Consider the following 16,872-nt stretch of genomic DNA (forward strand, 5'->3'; position numbering starts at 1 on the left):
CCTTCTCACCTCAGCGCTCCGTTGCTAATTTGCACGAAAATATCGGGATGTAACGATATGCAGGGCCCTGAGGACGATGCCGGCCTCGCCGGCCGGGAGTGAACTGAGATGCGCCTGAAGGACAAGATTGCGATCGTCGTCGGCGCCGGCCAGAGCCCGGGCGAAGGCATGGGCAACGGCCGCGCCACCGCGCTGACCTTCGCGCGTGAGGGCGCGAAGGTGCTGTGCGTCGATCATCATCTGGAATCGGCGCAGGAAACTGTCGATCTGATCGCCGCAAAGCAAGGCATCGCCGCGGCCTTCAAGGCCGACGTGACCAAGTCTGCCGACATCAAGGCGATGGTCGCCGACGCCAAATCGCGCTGGGGCCGCATCGACGTGCTACACAACAATGTCGGCGTCAGCCTGTCCGGCGGCGATGCCGAGCTGCTTCAGCTGACCGAAGAGGCGTTCGACCGCGTCGTCGCCATCAATCTGAAGAGCTGCATTCTGGCGGCGAAGGAAGTGATCCCGATCATGCGCGCGCAAAAGAGCGGCGCCATCATCAACATCTCCTCGATGGCCGCGATCACCACCTATCCTTACGTTGCGTACAAGGCGACGAAATCGGCGATGATCGCTTTCACGGAACAGCTCGCCTACCAGAACGCCGAATACGGCATCCGCGCCAACGTCATCCTGCCCGGCCTGATGAACACGCCGATGGCGGTGGACACCCGCGCCCGCGAATGGTCCAAGACCCGCGCCGAAGTCGAAGCCGAACGCGACAGCAAGGTGCCGCTGCGCAAGAAGATGGGCACCGGATGGGACGTCGCCAATGCCGCGCTGTTCCTGGCGTCGGACGAGGCGAATTTCATCACGGGCGTGACACTGCCGGTGGACGGCGGAGCGAGCGTGAGGCGGGGATGAGGTCTCTCCCTGCACGCGCGAGAGGCGAGAGCCACATCAGTGCGTCACCCGCCAGATCGTGCCGCCCGTATCTTCCGAGACCAGCAGCGCGCCATCCTTCGCCACCGCGATGCCGACCGGCCGTCCCCACACTTGTGCGTCGTTCACGACAAAGCCGGTGACGAAATCCTCGTACTCTCCGGTCGGCTTGCCGTCTTTCATCTTGATACGGATCACCTTGTAGCCGGTGCGCTTCGACCTGTTCCAGGAGCCGTGCTCGGCGGCGAAGGCGTCGCCCTGGTACTCGGACGGAAACTGCGTGCCCTGGTAGAAGGTCATGCCGAGCGAGGCCGAATGCGCCTGCACCAGCACATCAGGGATCGTCACCTTGTCCTTGAGGTCCGGCCGCGCGCCGGCGTGACGCGGGTCTTCATGGTTGCCGATGTAGAACCATGGCCAGCCGTAGAACGCGCCTTCCTTCACGCTGGTCACGTAGTCGGGCACGAGATCGTCACCGAGGCCGTCGCGCTCGTTGGTCGAGCACCAGGGCAGCCCGGTCTGCGGCTGGATCGCGAGACCGACACAGTTGCGGATGCCGGTGGCGTAGAGCTTGCGGTCCTTGCCTTCGGGGTCGAAGGAGAGTACTGCCGCACGCTCGGCCTCATAGCCCCAGGACGCGCCGACGGCTTGCGTCCGCGAACAGGCCTCGAGCCCGCCGGGCGGGCTCCCCATGCCTTCGGCGACATTGCTGGCAGAGCCAACCGACACCAGCATGCGCTTGCCATCGGGCGTGAACACGATGTCGCGGGTGGAATGCCCCGACCCGTGCGCCAGGTTCGCCACCACGATTTCGGGCTTGCCCGACGCCTTCAGGTCACCGGCGTGATAGGGAAAGCGCACGACGTTGCCGGCATTGGCGACATAGACCCATTGCGGATTGTCGCCGTTCGGGAAGAAGGCGATGCCGAAAGGACGGTTAAGCCCGCTGGCAAAGAGCTCGTTGGTCGCAACCTTGGCGCCGCCCTCCCCAAGGCGGAGCACCCGAATGCGCCCGGGCCCGGTCTCCGCAACGAAAATGTCGCCATTAGGCGCGACCCGCAGCACGCGCGGATCGGAGAGACCGTCAGCCAACAGATCGATCCTGAATCCCCGGGGCACCAACGGCGTGGCGCTGCCACGCGACGTCACGCGCGTGGCATTGGAGACCGACGGCGATGCGCCGGGCTTTGGCAGGTCGTCGGGGCGGATCAGCCTGACGGTGCCGGGCTTGTCGGCCTGCCAGCTGCCATAGGCATCCTTGCCTTGCAGCACGGGCTCGGCTCGTGCACCGGCGCAGGCCACCAACAGCCAAGCGGGCACCATCACGTGCGAAACACGAATTGTCACGTCGCCTTCCTCTCGGACTTTTCTGCCAAATCCCACGTCAGCTCATGCCCGCACGATGTGCATTTGGTATGACCCATCGTACTGGAAAACAACGCGGATCGGTGCGACAGATTGTAAGGGCACGGCCGCCGGTTGCGGTCATCAAAGCTGCGGCATCGACGTCGCGATTGATGGGGTGATCATGTGGGGATCGATCTTATCGGAATGGGCGAGCCTGCTGCTGCGCTGGCTGCATGTGGTGGCGGCGATCGCCTGGATCGGCAGCTCGTTCTATTTCATCGCCCTCGACCTCAGCCTCAGGCCGAGCGACGACCTGCCGGATGGCGTCCAAGGCGAGGCCTGGCAGGTCCATGGCGGCGGCTTCTACCGGATCATGAAATATCTGGTGGCGCCGACCCAGATGCCGGACGAGCTCACCTGGTTCAAATGGGAGGCCTACACCACTTGGCTGTCCGGCTTCGCGCTGATGGTGGTGGTGTACTACCTCGACGCCGATCTGTTCCTGGTCGACAAGTCGATTCTCGACCTGACGCCGATCCAGGCCGGGCTGTTCAGCTTCTGTAGTCTCGCGCTGGCGTGGCTGCTTTACGAGGCTGCCTGCCGCACCGGGCTCGCACAGCGCGAGCTCCCGTTTGCCATCGGCGGCTATCTGTTCCTGGTCGCACTGACCTACGCCTTCACGCATGTCCTGAGCGGGCGCGGCGCCTTCAACCAGATCGCGGCGATCATCGGCACCATCATGGTCGCCAACGTGTTTGCGGTGATCATCCCGAACCAGAAGAAGATCGTCGCCAGCCTGATCGCGGGCTGGGCGCCCGACCCGAAACTCGGCAAGACCAGCAAGGAGCGATCGGTCCATAACAATTATCTGACGCTGCCGGTCGTCGTGCTGATGATCAGCAACCACTATCCCCTGCTCTATGCGACGCGCTTCAACTGGATCATCGTTGCGATCGTGCTGGCGCTGGGACCGGTGATCCGCCACTTCTTCAACGAGGGGCATGCGGGGCGCAAATCGCCGTGGTGGGTGTGGGGCGTCGCAGCAGCGGGCGCGATCGCGATCCTGTTCCTGTCTGCGGGCGGCCCGCGCGAGGCGAAGACGGGCGCGCTGTCGGCACAGCCGACGCTCGCCAATGTCGAGGAGATCGTGATGTCCCGCTGCAGCATGTGCCACGCGGCCGAGCCGGTCTGGGCCGGCATCGTCACCGCGCCAAAGGGGATCCTGCTCGACGCGCCCGAGCACATCCACCGCAACATCCGCCTGATCGGTCGCGTGGCGGCGTGGTCCAATGCGATGCCGCCGGGCAACATCACCGAAATGACCAGCGAGGAGCGCGCCATCCTCGCTGCCTATATCAGCGAGCAGGATCGCTGACGCCGTTGGCCTTCGCGTCGATGCAGCGTTTCGCGGAATGATATTCCGCATGTCCCGAAGATTTGAAAATGACTTGATCGCCCATCCGGCGTAGACAGGACCGGCGGCCACGGGCCGCCGTCCAAGCTCGGTTTGCATTCGTTGCGGGGAAATCACAGTGGCTCTCAAGAACATCATCGGTATCGACCACGCCGTGGTCATGGTGAAAGACCTCGACAAGGCCGCCGAAAATTACAGGCAGCTCGGCTTCACGCTGTCGCCGCGCGGCACCCACAGCGCGCACATGGGCACCGGCAACTACACCATCATGTTCGACCCGGACTATATGGAGCTGCTCGGCGTGCTGGTGCCAACCGAACACAACGCGCCTGCGCGCGCCTTTGTCGAGCGGCATGGTGAAGGCATCGAGCGCGTCGCTTTCACCGCAGTCGATTCCGCCGCGGGCGCGGAGGAGATCCGCGCGCGCGGGCTCACACCGATCGGTCCGACCGATTTCGAGCGGCCGGTCACGCTGCCTGATGGCACCGTCGCGGCCGCCAAATTCCGTACCTTCATGTGGCCGACGGCAGAAGCCCCCGGCGGCGTGCGCATCTTCGCCTGCCAGCACAAGACCCGCGAGACGGTGTGGATCCCCGAACTGATGACGCACGCCAATGCAGCGAAGCGGATCAGCGAGGTGCTGATCGCGACCCCCGAGCCCGCGAAGGAAGCAGCCCATCTGGCGCGGTTGATTGATCGCGAGCCGAAAATAGAGATCGACGGCGCGGTGACGGTGACATCGGGTGGCGACCGCGCCGACTTCGTTTATCTGACGCTCGACCAGCTCGGCCAACGCTATCCGGGCGTACCGCTCGCCGGCCTCTCCGAGCGCGGCGGCGCGGCGCTGGTGCTTGTCAGCGGCGATCTCGCCGCGACCGAGAAAACGCTGGGCTCGGCGGGCATCCGCAGCGGAGCCGCGGTCGTCGTGCCCCCGGCCAAGGCCAACGGCACCCTGCTCGCCTTCATTGCCGGCTGATTTTCCGGTCCCCGGACAAGACTCGCGAAAACAACCCCATGCACAGTAGCCGCCGCCAGTCGGAACCGGGACTTGCGAGGAGACGACTTACGTAATCCCGAAATTCCGTTTGACACGTCGGGCAAAACAGGCGCACGATGGCATCATCGCGACAATCGCCCGTGTCCACGCCCGCCCAATCATGGGCGCGCTCGATACATGGCCGCGCGTAAGCTTCTCATCGACATCTGAACATCTCAACCGCCGCATAGCAGGCACGCGATCGGCTTCGCGCGGCCTGCGAGCCCTCGCGCCTGCACCGGCAAAGGACCCGCCGCATGACGACACTTCCGACACTGACCGAGACGATGAACATCGCGCCAACCGATCATGCCCCGATCATCGCAAGCCCAAAGGTAAAACTCCGCCGCCGGCGCATCGTGATCGACCATCCCGACCCCAGCACCGGCGAAAAGCTGCTGGCCGAGGCGCTCGGCGCCGTCGATCGCGAGGCGCTGCATGGCCTGCTGAGCCAGCTGGTGAAAGCCAGCGCGGTTGCGTGCAGGCCGGACCAGGGCAATCTCGCCTTCATGGTCTCGATGCTGAAGAGCATTGCGCCAAAGGACTCGCTCGAGGCCATGCTGGCGGCGCAGATGGTGAGCATTCACGTCGCGTCGATGCGCTGCGCCTGCCGCCTCGCCTGCACCGACGACGTGCCACAGCAGGAAAGCCTCACGCGCGCACTGACCCGGCTGGCCCGCACCTATGCAGCCCAGATGGAGGCCCTGAACCGCCATCGCAGCAACGGCGCGTGTGCGATCACGGTGCAGAATTTGTCGGTGCAGGACGGCGGCAAGGCCGTCGTCGGCCATTTCACGCAGCATGCGAGCCTGATCGCCGCGCAGCCGGGCCTGGCGGACGCAGCGGCCGTCACCGCGTGAGCCACGTCCGCAACACCGGCGCGATGCAGGCGAGCCTCCGTTGCGGAGCGACCACGCGCAACGGTGGGACTTGTCGCGCGCCGGCGCTTCGCGGCAAGACGCGCTGCCGCATGCACGGCGGCGCTTGGGGATCGGGGGCGTCATTTGGAAACAGGAATTCGCTCAAGCATGGGTTCTTCACCGGCGAGGCTATCGACGAGCGAAAGCTTGTCCGCGCGGTGTTGACGGAAGCAGAGGATTTGTTGCGCGAACTGTCTACCCGACGGCGCTGCTGAGGGAAGCGGCGCCATAGAAAGAGGTGTGTTGCCGTAGCGAAGGCTTACCCTCAAATCCACGCAGCGAGCCGCTTGGCCGACGCGTCCTTGTCAGCTCTCACCGTTCGACCCAGCCACTGGCAATCGCGCTTGCCCAGCTTGGCATGCCCTTGTCGCGAGCGAGTTCAGCCATGGCCGTGCTGTCGTAGGGCACATAGCGGATCGTCGCGGACCAGCCTGCGCGGGCACGCTCCAGAATGGCGTAGCAGGCGTGAGGGGTGCCGACCTCGACCACATAAGGAACGGGCGCCCGCCCATCGTAACCGGGCAGTCCGACGCTGCCGGGATTGACGATCATCCGCCCGTCCCGCAGGCGGATCACGCGCGGGATGTGGGTGTGTCCGCAAAGAATGAGTTTCGCGTCGATGCCTTCGGCGCCGGCCTCGATCATGTCGATCGGGCTGGCGCGGACGCTGCCGTCGGCGGCGACGCGATCGAGCCAGAAGGCGGCATCATCCCTGGGGGATGCATGACAGAGAAACACGTCTTCGCGATAGACGAGCGTCGGCGGCATGCTGGCCATCCAGTCGAAGTGCCTGCGCTCCAGCTGCCGGAAATCGCTGCGGGCCGATTTGTCGGCCCGCGAGAGGCCGACGAGAATGCGGTCCTGGTCGCCCTGCACCGATGGAAAGCCCCGCGCGATCAGCAGATCCGCAGTCCGGGCCGCCTCGAGCGGGCCGCTGACGTGATCGCCGAGGTTCACGACGTCATTGATGCCGAGGTCGGCGATATCCGCCAGCACCGCCTCAAGTGCCGGGCAATTTCCGTGGATGTCCGCGATCGCGGCAAATTTCATCGACCCCTCCTCTCTTCAGGACGGCCGACGACATTCCGGTGCGGGACGATGCAGACGTGACGCTTCGCTTTAGCTGCATTTGGAGAAGCGCCCGCAAGCTGAGTGTCAAATCGGCGCTGTCCTCAAAACTATCACCGCCCGGCGCGCGCAAGCAAGCGACGGCTTGGGCCTCTTTCGGATCACGCGCCTCCCGCCCCCAACCGGCCACTCTCCCGCCCGGTTCCGTGAAGCTTTCATGACGCCGCAGATCCAGATTGAAATGTCGGCAGCTCCGGAACTTCCCGCAGTTGCGCCACTTTGAATCGGGCAACGGAAGCTCTGACGATGAATGCTGAAACGGAACTGAAATTCCGCGTCGCACCGCGAAGCTTGTCATCCATCTTGCGGACCGGCGCAAACGGACGTGGGCGCGAACGGGCAGAACAGGCGCTCGTGTCGACCTACTACGATACGAGCAAGCACAAGCTCAGGCGGCATGGTCTCACGCTCCGGGTCCGCAAGGTTGACGGACGCTACGTGCAGACCGTGAAAGCGGGCAACGCGGGAAGCGTTACGCGCGGCGAATGGGAGAATGAGGTCGCAGGCGCGAGACCGGAGCTCGAGAAGGCGAGAAAGACGCCGCTCGAGGACCTCACGACCAAGAAGCTTTCCCGCAAGCTCAAGCCGGTCTTCCAGACCGAGGTTCGTCGCACCACGCAGACCAGGCGGGTCCGAAAGAGCCAGATCGAACTCGCCGTCGACCGCGGCCGGATCGGCGCGGGACCGCGGGCGCGGCCGATCGCCGAGCTCGAGCTGGAATTGAAGTCCGGAGACGTCGCAGACCTGTTCCGGCTGGCACGCAATGTCGAGCGCAAAGCGGGCGCCGAGCTCGATCTCCGTTCGAAAGGCGAACGAGGTTACCAGTACGCCACAGGCGGCGGCCGCGGGGCGCAACGCGCCGAACCGATCGAGCTGAAGTCCGAACTCTCGCCGCGCGATGCGTTCCGGGTTATCGCGCTTTCGACGCTGCGTCATTTCACGGCCAACGCCGATCCGGTGCGCGACCGGGACTCCGAGGGAGTGCATCAGATGCGCGTCGGCCTGCGGCGGCTGCGTGCGGCCATCTCGTTGTTCGACGATATCCTGCCACGGGCGAGCACTGCACGGGTGAAGACCGAACTGAAGTGGCTTACTGACGAACTGGCACCGGCACGTGAAATCGACGTGTTCTTGAAGGAAAGCGTTCAACCGGTCGCCGAAAAGGGCGTCCCGAAGCGGGGGGCGCGCGCGATCCGCGAGAAATTCTCCAGACAACGAGCGGCGGCCTTCGGACGTGCCCGCAATGCGGTGACGTCGGCCCGTTACCGCCGCCTGCTGATCGACGTGATCGAGTGGATCGAAACTGGACAGTCTCGCGCCGATGATGACCGGTCGATCGCCGCCTACGCCGCGGCAGTGCTCGACCGCCGCCTCCGGAAGGCTCGAAAGCAGGGCATGCGCCTGAACGATCTCGACGCGACGCAGCGCCACAAGCTGAGGATCAGGATCAAGAAGATCCGCTATGCCGTCGACTTCTTCAGAAGCCTCTACGGCAATCGCGCCCGGCAGCGGCTCGCGGATCTTTCCGACCGGCTGAAGCGGATTCAGTCTGCCCTCGGATCGCTCAATGACTTCATGGCGCACCGCGAATTGGCGATGGAAGCGGCGTTGGCAGCGCCGCCTGCGAACCGGCGCGCCCAGGCGTTCGCATCGGGATTCATCGTCGGCCAGGAACACGAGACCGCGGTCGGGCTGAGGAAGGACGCCGCCAAGGAGCTTCATCGGTTGCGGCGCCTGCGCGTCGATCCCGACGGCTGAGTCACAAATCTGAAAGCAGCGCCGGGACGCCGCGACGTCCGGGTTCACAGGGATCGTTGCTGACCGACCGACCAACGAGCAATCCACATGTCCGATCTTGCACTGAACGATCGACCGCTGGGCTCCGAGTCCGCCGCCAAACCCGACCTCGATCGCAAGCCGCATGTGAGCGTGGTCGCGGCCTTCCTGCTCTTCCTGGTCAGCGGGATCGGCTACGCCGCCTATGGCGTGTTCACCGACACGCATAACGTGGGCGAGCCGCTTGCGCTCGGTGCTCTGCTCCTCCTCGGCGTCGCCCTCATGATCGCGCTCGGGTTCGAGTTCGTGAATGGATTCCACGACACCGCGAATGCGGTGGCGACCGTCATCTATACGCACAGCCTCCCACCGCTGACCGCGGTGATCTGGTCGGGCGCGTTCAATTTCCTCGGCGTGCTGGTCTCCACCGGTGCGGTGGCCTACAGCGTGATCACGCTCCTGCCCGTCGACCTGATCCTTAATGTCGGCAGCACCGCCGGTTACGCCATGATCTTTGCGTTGTTGATCGCGGCGATGATCTGGAATCTGGCGACGTGGTCGATGGGCATCCCGAACAGCTCCTCGCATTGCCTGATCGGCTCGATCATGGGAGTCGGCCTTGCCAACGAACTGGTCGCGCCCGCCGCGCAGGCGACTTCCGGCGTCGACTGGTCTCAGGCCGTCAGCGTGGGCAAGGCTCTCCTGTTCAGCCCGGCAGTCGGCTTCGCGCTGTCGGCTCTGCTGCTGCTCCTGCTGAAAGTCATCGTCCCCGTGCGTAAGCTGTACGAGGAGCCGAGAGGCAAGACGCCATGGTGGATCCGCGGCATCCTGATCCTGACCTGCACCGGCGTGTCGTTTGCGCATGGCGGCAATGACGGGCAGAAGGGCATGGGCCTGATCATGCTGATCCTGATCGGCGTGGCACCGACGGCCTATGCGCTGAACCGGACCATGCCGGACTCGAGCACGCCTGTATTCATCGACATCACCGGCAAGGCAAAGGGCGTTTTCGCCGCCCATGCCGAGGGCGCACAGCCGGCCGATCCCAACGATGCCAGAGGCCTGATCGGCGACGCGCTCAAAAGGCGCGACCTGAACCGCGCTGAGGTGTATGCGGCATTGGCGGCCCTTTCGGATGATGTCGCCAACGGCGTGAAGAGCTACGGCTCGATCAGCCGCATCCCGGCCGCGGCCACGCCGAACATGCGCAACGATATGTATCTGGCCGCCGATGCCATCCGCCTGCTGCCCGACGCTGGTGCGAATTTCAGCGCCGGTGACGCCGCGATCCTGAAGGACTATCGCTCCAGCCTGGAGGCCGGGACGCGCTTCATCCCGAACTGGGTCAAGGTCTCGGTCGCGATCGCGCTCGGGCTCGGCACCATGGTCGGCTGGCGAAGGATCGTGATTACGGTCGGCGAGCGCATCGGCAAGCAGCATCTGACCTACGCACAGGGCGCGTCGGCCGAACTGGTGGCGGCGGGAACGATTCTGGGTGCCGAGCTCTACGGCCTGCCGGTGTCCACCACGCACATCCTCTCGAGCGGCGTCGCCGGCACCATGGCGGCCAAGGGCTCCGGGCTGCAGACCCCGACGATCCGGAACATCGTGCTGGCGTGGATCCTCACCCTGCCGGCGGCGATGATCATCTCCGGCTGCCTGTATTTGATCTTCCGTTCCGTCATTTGACTAGGACGCGGACTCATTAAGGCGCAGCCATAGCCAGATCGACGCGAGTTGAACCAAGGCAAGATAGTTGGCGGCAAGCCTGTCGTAGCGCGTCGCCACCCGAAGACATCGTGAAAATGACCCAAAGCCGAGCTTGTGCAGTGCACATCCCCATTGATATGCTCGATCCGTTCAGTCAGCGGGGAGTCCGAACGATGTCCGATATCTCGCGTCGGGACCTGACACTTGGCGCAGCCGGTGCTTATGCCGCGTTTGGACTCGACAAGCCGATCACGTTTGTCGACGCGGCTCACGCTCAACAGTCCGTCACTCAACCTTTCCGCAAATACAAGATCGGCGACATTGAAATCTTCTCTCTGATCGATGGCATGCGTGACGTTCCGCTGCGGGAGGGCATGGTCAGGAATGTCAGCGTCGAACAGGTCAAGACCGTGTTGCGTGGTGCCGGTTTTCCCGACAATAAGGCGCCCCTGCGGTTTATCGTCATGGCGCTCAAGCTGCGCGATCAAGTGGTCCTGATCGACTCGGGTACGGGCGGTCATCCGATTTATGGTGAGGGGAACGGCCGGTTATTCGAGAGCATGGCGGCGGCGGGCCTTGACCCCAAGGCAGTCAAGACGATCCTCATCTCCCATCTCCACGGCGACCACATTTATGGCCTCATGAGCAATGAGAGCGATGCGCAGGTCTTCCCGGATGCCGACATCGTGGTGCCCGCCGCGGAATTGAAATGGTGGACGCGCCCGGGGGTCGAGTCGATCGATCTCGGACCGACGCGCAAAGGCCTCGCCCAGCGAATTCAGGCCACGGTGGCGACTTGGAAAAACGTCAGGACCTTTGAGGGAGAACCAGAACTCCTGCCCGGTGTGTACGCCGTTCAGGCGCCCGGCCATAGCCCGGGAATGGTCGCGCATCTGGTCACCTCCGGCGGCGAACAGTTCCTGATCAGCGCTGACGTGGTCAATCTTGCGCCACACATTTCAACAGATCCCGAGTGGCAGCTCGCTATCGACCAGGATCCGCAAATGGCTGTCGAAACGCGAAGGAAGATCTTCGATCGCGCGGTCGCCGACAAGCTCACTATTTCGGGTACTCACTGGTTGATGCCGAACGTCGGCACGCTGGCCAAGGATGGCAACAGGTACGTATTCGTAGCCGAGGGGTAATATTCCCGCGACACTATCTGGTAATTCGAACACGACTGCTGCTCGTAGCGGAGAACCGGTCGGCATCTGAGTCAGCTTGTTGTCCCATCGCGACATATTGCGCCGCCGCACGAACTCAGCCGAAACCGGAATGGCTTTAGGCTGAATCAACCGGCCGCGGGCTCGTTCACCTCTCCCGCTTGCGGGCAGGGCTATCGCATGTGGTGTGCACGATGCGGCGGCATCGGCAGTAGGCTCCCTCTCCCGCTTGCGGGCCCGCAAGCGAGGGAGGGAGCGCATCTCGCTCGTTGCGACATCGAGCCTGCGCTTTAGGTCTGAGATTTCCGCTGCACAATCCGGAATGATGGGGCTGCAGCTGCCGCCATTGGCACGCCTTCGCCAATCATGTACCCCACCCAAAATACTCCTGGGACGGGACGCTCATGACCACCGCCACCACTGACGATGCGGGTGACAGCACCCGCGCGCTGATCTTTGCGCTGGTGGCGCTCGCCTGCGGGCACATGCTGTCGACCTTGCTGCGCACGATCCCGGCGCTCAGCCTCGATCTGATGGCGGCGGATTTCCACGTGCAGCCACAGGCGCTGGCGAGCCTCACCTCGGTCTATCATTTCGCCTTTGCGGCCTCGCAGATCCCGGTCGGCGCGGCGATGGATCGCTTTGGCGTGCGGCCGGTGTCGCTGAGCCTGCTCGCTGGCACCGTGGTCGGCGCGATCGCGTCGGGCTTTGCGACGGGGCCTTCGAGCTTTGCGTTCGGGCAGTTGCTGCTGGGGATCGCGACCTCGGGCATGCTGATGTGCCCGATGACACTGGCGGCCAAGCAATTGTCGGCGGCGCGGTTCGGGCTGTGGTCGGGCGCGATCCTGTCGATCGGCAATATCGGCATGCTGCTGTCGTCGAGCCCGCTCGCTTTCGTGGTCGATCACTACGGCTGGCGCGCCGGGTTCTGGATCGCAGCAGCCGGTGGCGGCGCGGTGGCGCTCGCTGTGCTCGCGCTGGTGCCGAACCAGCCGGCCGAGCACAAGGACGAGGCTTCGCCGCTCTCGCAGATGATCGAGGTGCTCAGGCTCGGCCTGTCGCGGCCGTTGCGTGGGCTGATCGCGCTGGCGCTGGTGTCGCTGGCAACCTCGCTGGTGCTGCGCGGATTGTGGGGCGGGCCGTGGCTGATGCAGGTCAAGGGATTGACGCGGGTCGAGGCCGGCAACCAGCTCGGCGCCTACACGCTGGCGATGATCGCGGGCCCGCTGTGCATGGGCATGATCGACCGCAGGATCGGCCGCCGCCGGGAGCTAGTCGCCGGCACGCACACGATCGCCGCGCTGCTGGTCGCGCTGATGGCGCTTGGTGCGCCGCATTTTGCGGTTGCATGGCTGTTCGGCGTGCCGGTCATGCCGCCGCAATACGATCTCGTGCTGTTCGTGCTGATCGGGCTTGCGACCTCCGCGCAGCCTCTGTTGTTCGGCATGTGCCGGCAACTGGTCGACGCGCAAGTAGCAGGCAAGGCGCTGGCGGCGGTGAACCTCGCCTTTTTCCTCGGCACCGCCCTGATGCAGTCGACCACCGGCGCAGTCGCGGCGTTTGCGGGGCTGCCGGCGGTGCTGCTGTTCATGGCGGCGGCGCTTCTCGTGGGGGTGATGATCTTTTTGACTTGTACCTCGCCGCGTTCGTAGGATGGGCAGAGCGAAAGCGAAACCCATCATTCTTGCCGGAAAATGATGGGTTTCGCGAAGAGCTCTTCCCATCCTACGAGTCTGCGCATCAAGGAAATGGATCATGCCTGTCGACACCAAAGCCGCCACCGACCGCCTCATGCGCTTCCTCGCGATCGAGGGCGTCACCGGACAGGAGGCGGCGATCGGGCGTGAGCTCACCGCCGCGCTGAAGGAGAGCGGCGTGCCGGCCAAGGCGATCCGGCTCGACGACGCCAACACCCGCATTCCCGTGCCGACCGAGACCGGCAACCTCATCGTCGACCTGCCCGGCCGCGGCGCCCTGCACAACCAGCCGCGCATCATGTTCATGACCCACATGGACACCGTGCCGCTCTGCGCCGGCGCCAGGCCGAGGAAATCCGGCCGCAGAATCGTCAACGAGGCCAGGACCGCGCTGGGCGGCGACAATCGCTGCGGCTGCGGCGTGCTGGTGACGCTGGCGGCCGAGCTCGAGAAGCAGAAGCTCGACCATCCGCCGATCACGCTGCTGTTCTGCGTGCGCGAGGAGAGCGGGCTCTACGGCGCGCGCCACGTCAAGCTCGACGCGCTCGGCTCGCCGGTGATGGCCTTCAACTATGACGGCGGCCCAGCCTCCAATGTCACCATCGGCGCCGTCGGTGCCGATCGCTGGAGCGTCGAGATCCTTGGCCGCGCCTCGCATGCCGGCGTCGCGCCGGAGCGCGGCATCTCCTCGACCATGATCATGGCGCTGGCGCTGGCCGACGTGAAGGCCGGCGGCTGGTTCGGCAAGGTGGTGAAGGGCAAGCGGCAGGGCACCAGCAATGTCGGCCCCGTCACCGGCGGCGAGGGCCGCCCCGCGGGCGATGCCACCAATGTCGTCACCGACTACGTCCATGTGCGCGGCGAAAGCCGCAGCCATGACGGAAAGTTCTTCAAGGAGATCACCAAGGCCTACAAGGCCGCGTTCGAGAAGGCGGCCAAGAAGGTGACGAATGCGCAAGGAAAGTCCGGCAAGATCAAGTTCAAGGCCGAGACCGACTATTATCCGTTCCGCATGAAGGACAGCCAGCCCGTGATCAAGCGCGCGGTCGAGGCGGTGTCCGCGGTCGGCGGCACCCCGAACGTCCGCACCGCCAATGGCGGCCTCGACGCCAACTGGATGGTCCGCCACGGCGTTCCCACCGTGACCTTCGGCGCCGGCCAGAACGAGGCGCACACGATCGACGAGTGGATCAATCTCGACGAATATGATCGCGCCTGCGCGCTCGCCGTGCAGCTTGCGACGATGCGGTGAGGGATTCGTAGGAACCAAAAAACGAAAATCGGGAGGCCATATGCCACGCATCGCGACCATCGAGACCGGGCTCTACCGCATCCCCCTCCCCGTCACGCTGTCCGACTCCACCCATGGCGAGATCGCGGCGTTCGAGCTGATTACCTGCCGCGTCCGTGATGCCGACGGCGCCGAGGGCGTCGGCTACACCTATACGGTCGGGCGCAATGGCGGCGCTGTCGCCGATATCCTCAAGCGCGAGATCCCGCCGCTGGCCGAAGGACGCGAGGCCGACGACACCGAAGCCGTCTGGCATCACGTCTGGTGGGGCCTGCATTATGGTGGTCGCGGTGGCCCTGTGGTGCTGGCGTTGTCCGCGCTCGACATCGCGCTGTGGGATTTGAAGGCGCGGCGCGCCAGATTGCCGCTGTACCAGTTGCTCGGCGGTTTTGATGCGCACGTACCGTGTTATGCGGGCGGCATCGATCTCGATCTTTCGGTCGAAGCGCTCTTGAAGCAGACCGACGGCAATCTCGCAAAGGGCTTTCGCGCCATCAAGATGAAGGTCGGCCGGCCCGACCTCAAATCCGATGTCGCGCGCGTCGCGGCGATGCGGCAGCATCTCGGCGACGGCTTTCCGCTGATGGCGGATGCCAACATGAAGTGGACCGTCGAGGAGGCGATCCGCGCCGCCCGCGCCTTCGTGCCCTACGACCTCACTTGGCTGGAAGAGCCTGTTATCCCCGACGATGTCGCGGGCCACGCGCGCATCATGCAGGCCGGTGGCGTGCCGATCGCAGCGGGTGAAAATCTACGCTCGCTGTGGGAGTTCAAGAACTACATCACATCAGGCGCGGTGTCCTATCCCGAGCCCGACGTCACCAATTGCGGCGGCGTCAGCACCTTCATGAAGATCGCGCGGCTGGCGGAGGCCTTCAACCTGCCCGTCACCAGCCACGGCGCCCACGACATCACCGTGCATCTGCTCGCGGCCTGCCCGAACCGCTCCTATCTGGAGGCGCATGGCTTCGGGCTCGACACCTATATCGAGCATCCGCTGGCGCTCGAGGACGGCAAGGCGCACGCGCCGGCCCGCCCGGGCCACGGCATCAGCTTTGACTGGAACGGGCTGGCGAAGCTGGCGGCGTAGCCCATGAGGTCGTCATGCCCGGGCTTGTCCCGGGCATCCACGTTCTTTGTGCCGCAAGCAAGACGTGGATGGCCGGGTCAAGCCCGGCCATGACGATAGAGCGGCGTACTTTGCTGCACGCGAGGCATTCCAAGGGGCTTGATGGACCGCGCGGATAATCGGCTAGAGTGCCGGCAGCCGTCACCCTTCGAGAGAGCCACGCCTTGACCCCCGAGTTGCATCAAAAACTGACCGCGTGGCGCCAGCATCTGCATGCCCACCCCGAGCTGTCCCTGCAGGAAAAGGCGACCGCGGCCTTCGTGCAGGAAAAACTCACCGAGCTCGGCATTGCCTTCGAGGCCGGCATCGGCGGTCACGGCGTGGTCGCGACGCTGACGCGCGGGTCGGCGCAAGGGCGCGTCGGCCTGCGCGCTGACATGGACGCGCTGCCAATCACCGAGGATACCGGGCTTGCCTACGCCTCGAAAACGCCCGGCGTGATGCATGCCTGCGGGCATGACGGACACACGGCCTCGCTGCTCGGTGCAGCTGCGCTGCTCGCCGCGGATACCGACTGGAGCGGCACCGTCGACTTCATCTTTCAGCCGGCCGAGGAAGGTTTTGGCGGCTCGCGCGCGATGGTCGCGGCCGGGCTGTTCGAGCGATTCCCGATGGACCGCGTGTTCGGCTTCCACAACTGGCCGGGCCTAGAGGCCGGCACCATCGCGGTCCATGACGGCGTGGTCATGGCCTCCGGCGGACGCGTCACCATCACCATCGAGGGCCATGCGGGACACGCCGGCATGCCGCATCTGACCCGCGATCCCGTGATGGCGGCCGGCCATCTGATCGTGGCGCTGCAATCGATCGTGTCGCGCAGCGTCGATCCGCTCGACACCGCCGTGCTCTCGCTGTGCACGATCGAGGGCGGCACCGCGCCCAATCAAATCGCGGGCAAGGTCGTGATCCGCGGCACGCTGCGGCATCACCGCAATGACGTGAAGGACATCCTTCTCGCTCGCATCGCAGACATCTGCGCCGGCATCGCCACGAGCTTCGACGTCAAGGTCACGCCCGACATCGTCATGGGCGTCGGCGTGACGATCAACACGCCGGAAGAGGCCGGCTTCGCGCGCATGGCCGCGGACAAGGTGCAGGCGCCGATGCGGCGCGATCTTGCGCCCAGCATGGCCGGCGAGGATTTTGCCTTCTATCTCCAGCAGCGCCCCGGCGCGTTTGTCTGGATCGGCAACGGACCCTTGCGCGACGGCGCCGAGCTGCACGGCCCGCGCTACGATTTCAACGACGCGATCCTCCCGGTGGCATCGACCTGGATGGCCGAAGTCGCCAGGACAGCGCTGTCGGCGAACTGAGGCGGGCCCCGTGGCTCCCCC

The 16,872-nt window shown here is 65.0% G+C and carries 14 protein-coding genes and 1 pseudogene; 12 read left to right on the plus strand and 3 right to left on the minus strand.

Translation table 11 applies throughout. The annotated features are described in order from the left end of the window. Positions 1-108: 108 nt before the first annotated feature. Complete coding sequence (locus tag ABID58_RS27420) at positions 109-909, plus strand: SDR family NAD(P)-dependent oxidoreductase (RefSeq protein ID WP_354035891.1); 801 nt, start codon at positions 109-111, stop codon at positions 907-909. Between the two features lie 36 nt (positions 910-945). Here ABID58_RS27420 and ABID58_RS27425 read toward each other — a convergent pair whose 3' ends face one another. Beyond that, positions 946-2,250: a PQQ-dependent sugar dehydrogenase gene (locus ABID58_RS27425; protein WP_354036016.1), complete on the minus strand. Its 1,305-nt coding sequence runs from the start codon at positions 2,248-2,250 to the stop codon at positions 946-948. A 205-nt stretch (positions 2,251-2,455) separates the two neighbouring features. On the opposite strand from ABID58_RS27425, the gene ABID58_RS27430 reads away from it, so the two are divergent. The 4 genes from ABID58_RS27430 (at position 2,456) to ABID58_RS27445 (ending at position 5,859) form a co-directional block, all read left to right on the plus strand. Beyond that, positions 2,456-3,649, plus strand: coding sequence for a urate hydroxylase PuuD (locus tag ABID58_RS27430; RefSeq protein WP_354035892.1), 1,194 nt, complete (start codon positions 2,456-2,458; stop codon positions 3,647-3,649). 157 nt (positions 3,650-3,806) lie between these two features. Continuing rightward, positions 3,807-4,664 (plus strand): VOC family protein, encoded by an 858-nt coding sequence (locus tag ABID58_RS27435; protein WP_354035894.1) that lies wholly within the window; start codon positions 3,807-3,809, stop codon positions 4,662-4,664. A 317-nt stretch (positions 4,665-4,981) separates the two neighbouring features. Continuing rightward, positions 4,982-5,584, plus strand: coding sequence for a hypothetical protein (locus ABID58_RS27440; protein WP_354035895.1), 603 nt, complete (start codon positions 4,982-4,984; stop codon positions 5,582-5,584). A gap of 23 nt (positions 5,585-5,607) precedes the next feature. Beyond that, entirely contained in the window at positions 5,608-5,859 is a 252-nt protein-coding gene (locus ABID58_RS27445) for an HGGxSTG domain-containing protein (protein ID WP_354036018.1), read from the plus strand. 97 nt (positions 5,860-5,956) lie between these two features. Here ABID58_RS27445 and ABID58_RS27450 read toward each other — a convergent pair whose 3' ends face one another. Next, entirely contained in the window at positions 5,957-6,694 is a 738-nt protein-coding gene (locus ABID58_RS27450) for a metallophosphoesterase family protein (protein ID WP_354035897.1), read from the minus strand. Positions 6,695-7,018: 324 nt separating this feature from the next. On the opposite strand from ABID58_RS27450, the gene ABID58_RS27455 reads away from it, so the two are divergent. Continuing rightward, positions 7,019-8,530, plus strand: a complete 1,512-nt coding sequence (locus ABID58_RS27455; protein WP_354035899.1) for a CYTH and CHAD domain-containing protein — start codon at positions 7,019-7,021, stop codon at positions 8,528-8,530. Between the two features lie 87 nt (positions 8,531-8,617). Beyond that, positions 8,618-10,237, plus strand: coding sequence for an inorganic phosphate transporter (locus ABID58_RS27460; protein ID WP_354035901.1), 1,620 nt, complete (start codon positions 8,618-8,620; stop codon positions 10,235-10,237). Here ABID58_RS27460 and ABID58_RS27465 read toward each other — a convergent pair. Continuing rightward, positions 10,238-10,363, minus strand: a pseudogene (locus tag ABID58_RS27465) (IS5/IS1182 family transposase); the annotation flags it as partial. It abuts the gene before it with no gap. A gap of 68 nt (positions 10,364-10,431) precedes the next feature. Here ABID58_RS27465 and ABID58_RS27470 point away from each other — a divergent pair. The 5 genes from ABID58_RS27470 (at position 10,432) to ABID58_RS27490 (ending at position 16,851) form a co-directional block, all read left to right on the plus strand. Continuing rightward, positions 10,432-11,403, plus strand: coding sequence for an MBL fold metallo-hydrolase (locus ABID58_RS27470; protein WP_354035903.1), 972 nt, complete (start codon positions 10,432-10,434; stop codon positions 11,401-11,403). 422 nt (positions 11,404-11,825) lie between these two features. Continuing rightward, positions 11,826-13,073 (plus strand): MFS transporter, encoded by a 1,248-nt coding sequence (locus tag ABID58_RS27475; RefSeq protein ID WP_354035905.1) that lies wholly within the window; start codon positions 11,826-11,828, stop codon positions 13,071-13,073. Positions 13,074-13,176: 103 nt separating this feature from the next. Continuing rightward, positions 13,177-14,370 carry a M20/M25/M40 family metallo-hydrolase gene (locus ABID58_RS27480; RefSeq protein ID WP_354035907.1) on the plus strand — a complete coding sequence of 398 codons (1,194 nt, stop codon included), beginning with the start codon at positions 13,177-13,179 and terminating at the stop codon, positions 14,368-14,370. 40 nt (positions 14,371-14,410) lie between these two features. After that, a complete protein-coding gene (locus ABID58_RS27485; protein WP_354035910.1) occupies positions 14,411-15,499 on the plus strand; it encodes a mandelate racemase/muconate lactonizing enzyme family protein in 1,089 nt (362 codons plus the stop codon). 203 nt (positions 15,500-15,702) lie between these two features. Continuing rightward, on the plus strand, positions 15,703-16,851 hold the full coding sequence (locus ABID58_RS27490) for an amidohydrolase (protein WP_354035911.1): 1,149 nt from the start codon (positions 15,703-15,705) through the stop codon (positions 16,849-16,851). The last annotated feature ends 21 nt before the right edge of the window (positions 16,852-16,872 follow it).

The sequence above is a fragment of the Bradyrhizobium sp. S3.2.6 genome (assembly GCF_040546885.1).
GTDB classification, from domain to species: Bacteria; Pseudomonadota; Alphaproteobacteria; order Rhizobiales; family Xanthobacteraceae; genus Bradyrhizobium; species Bradyrhizobium cytisi.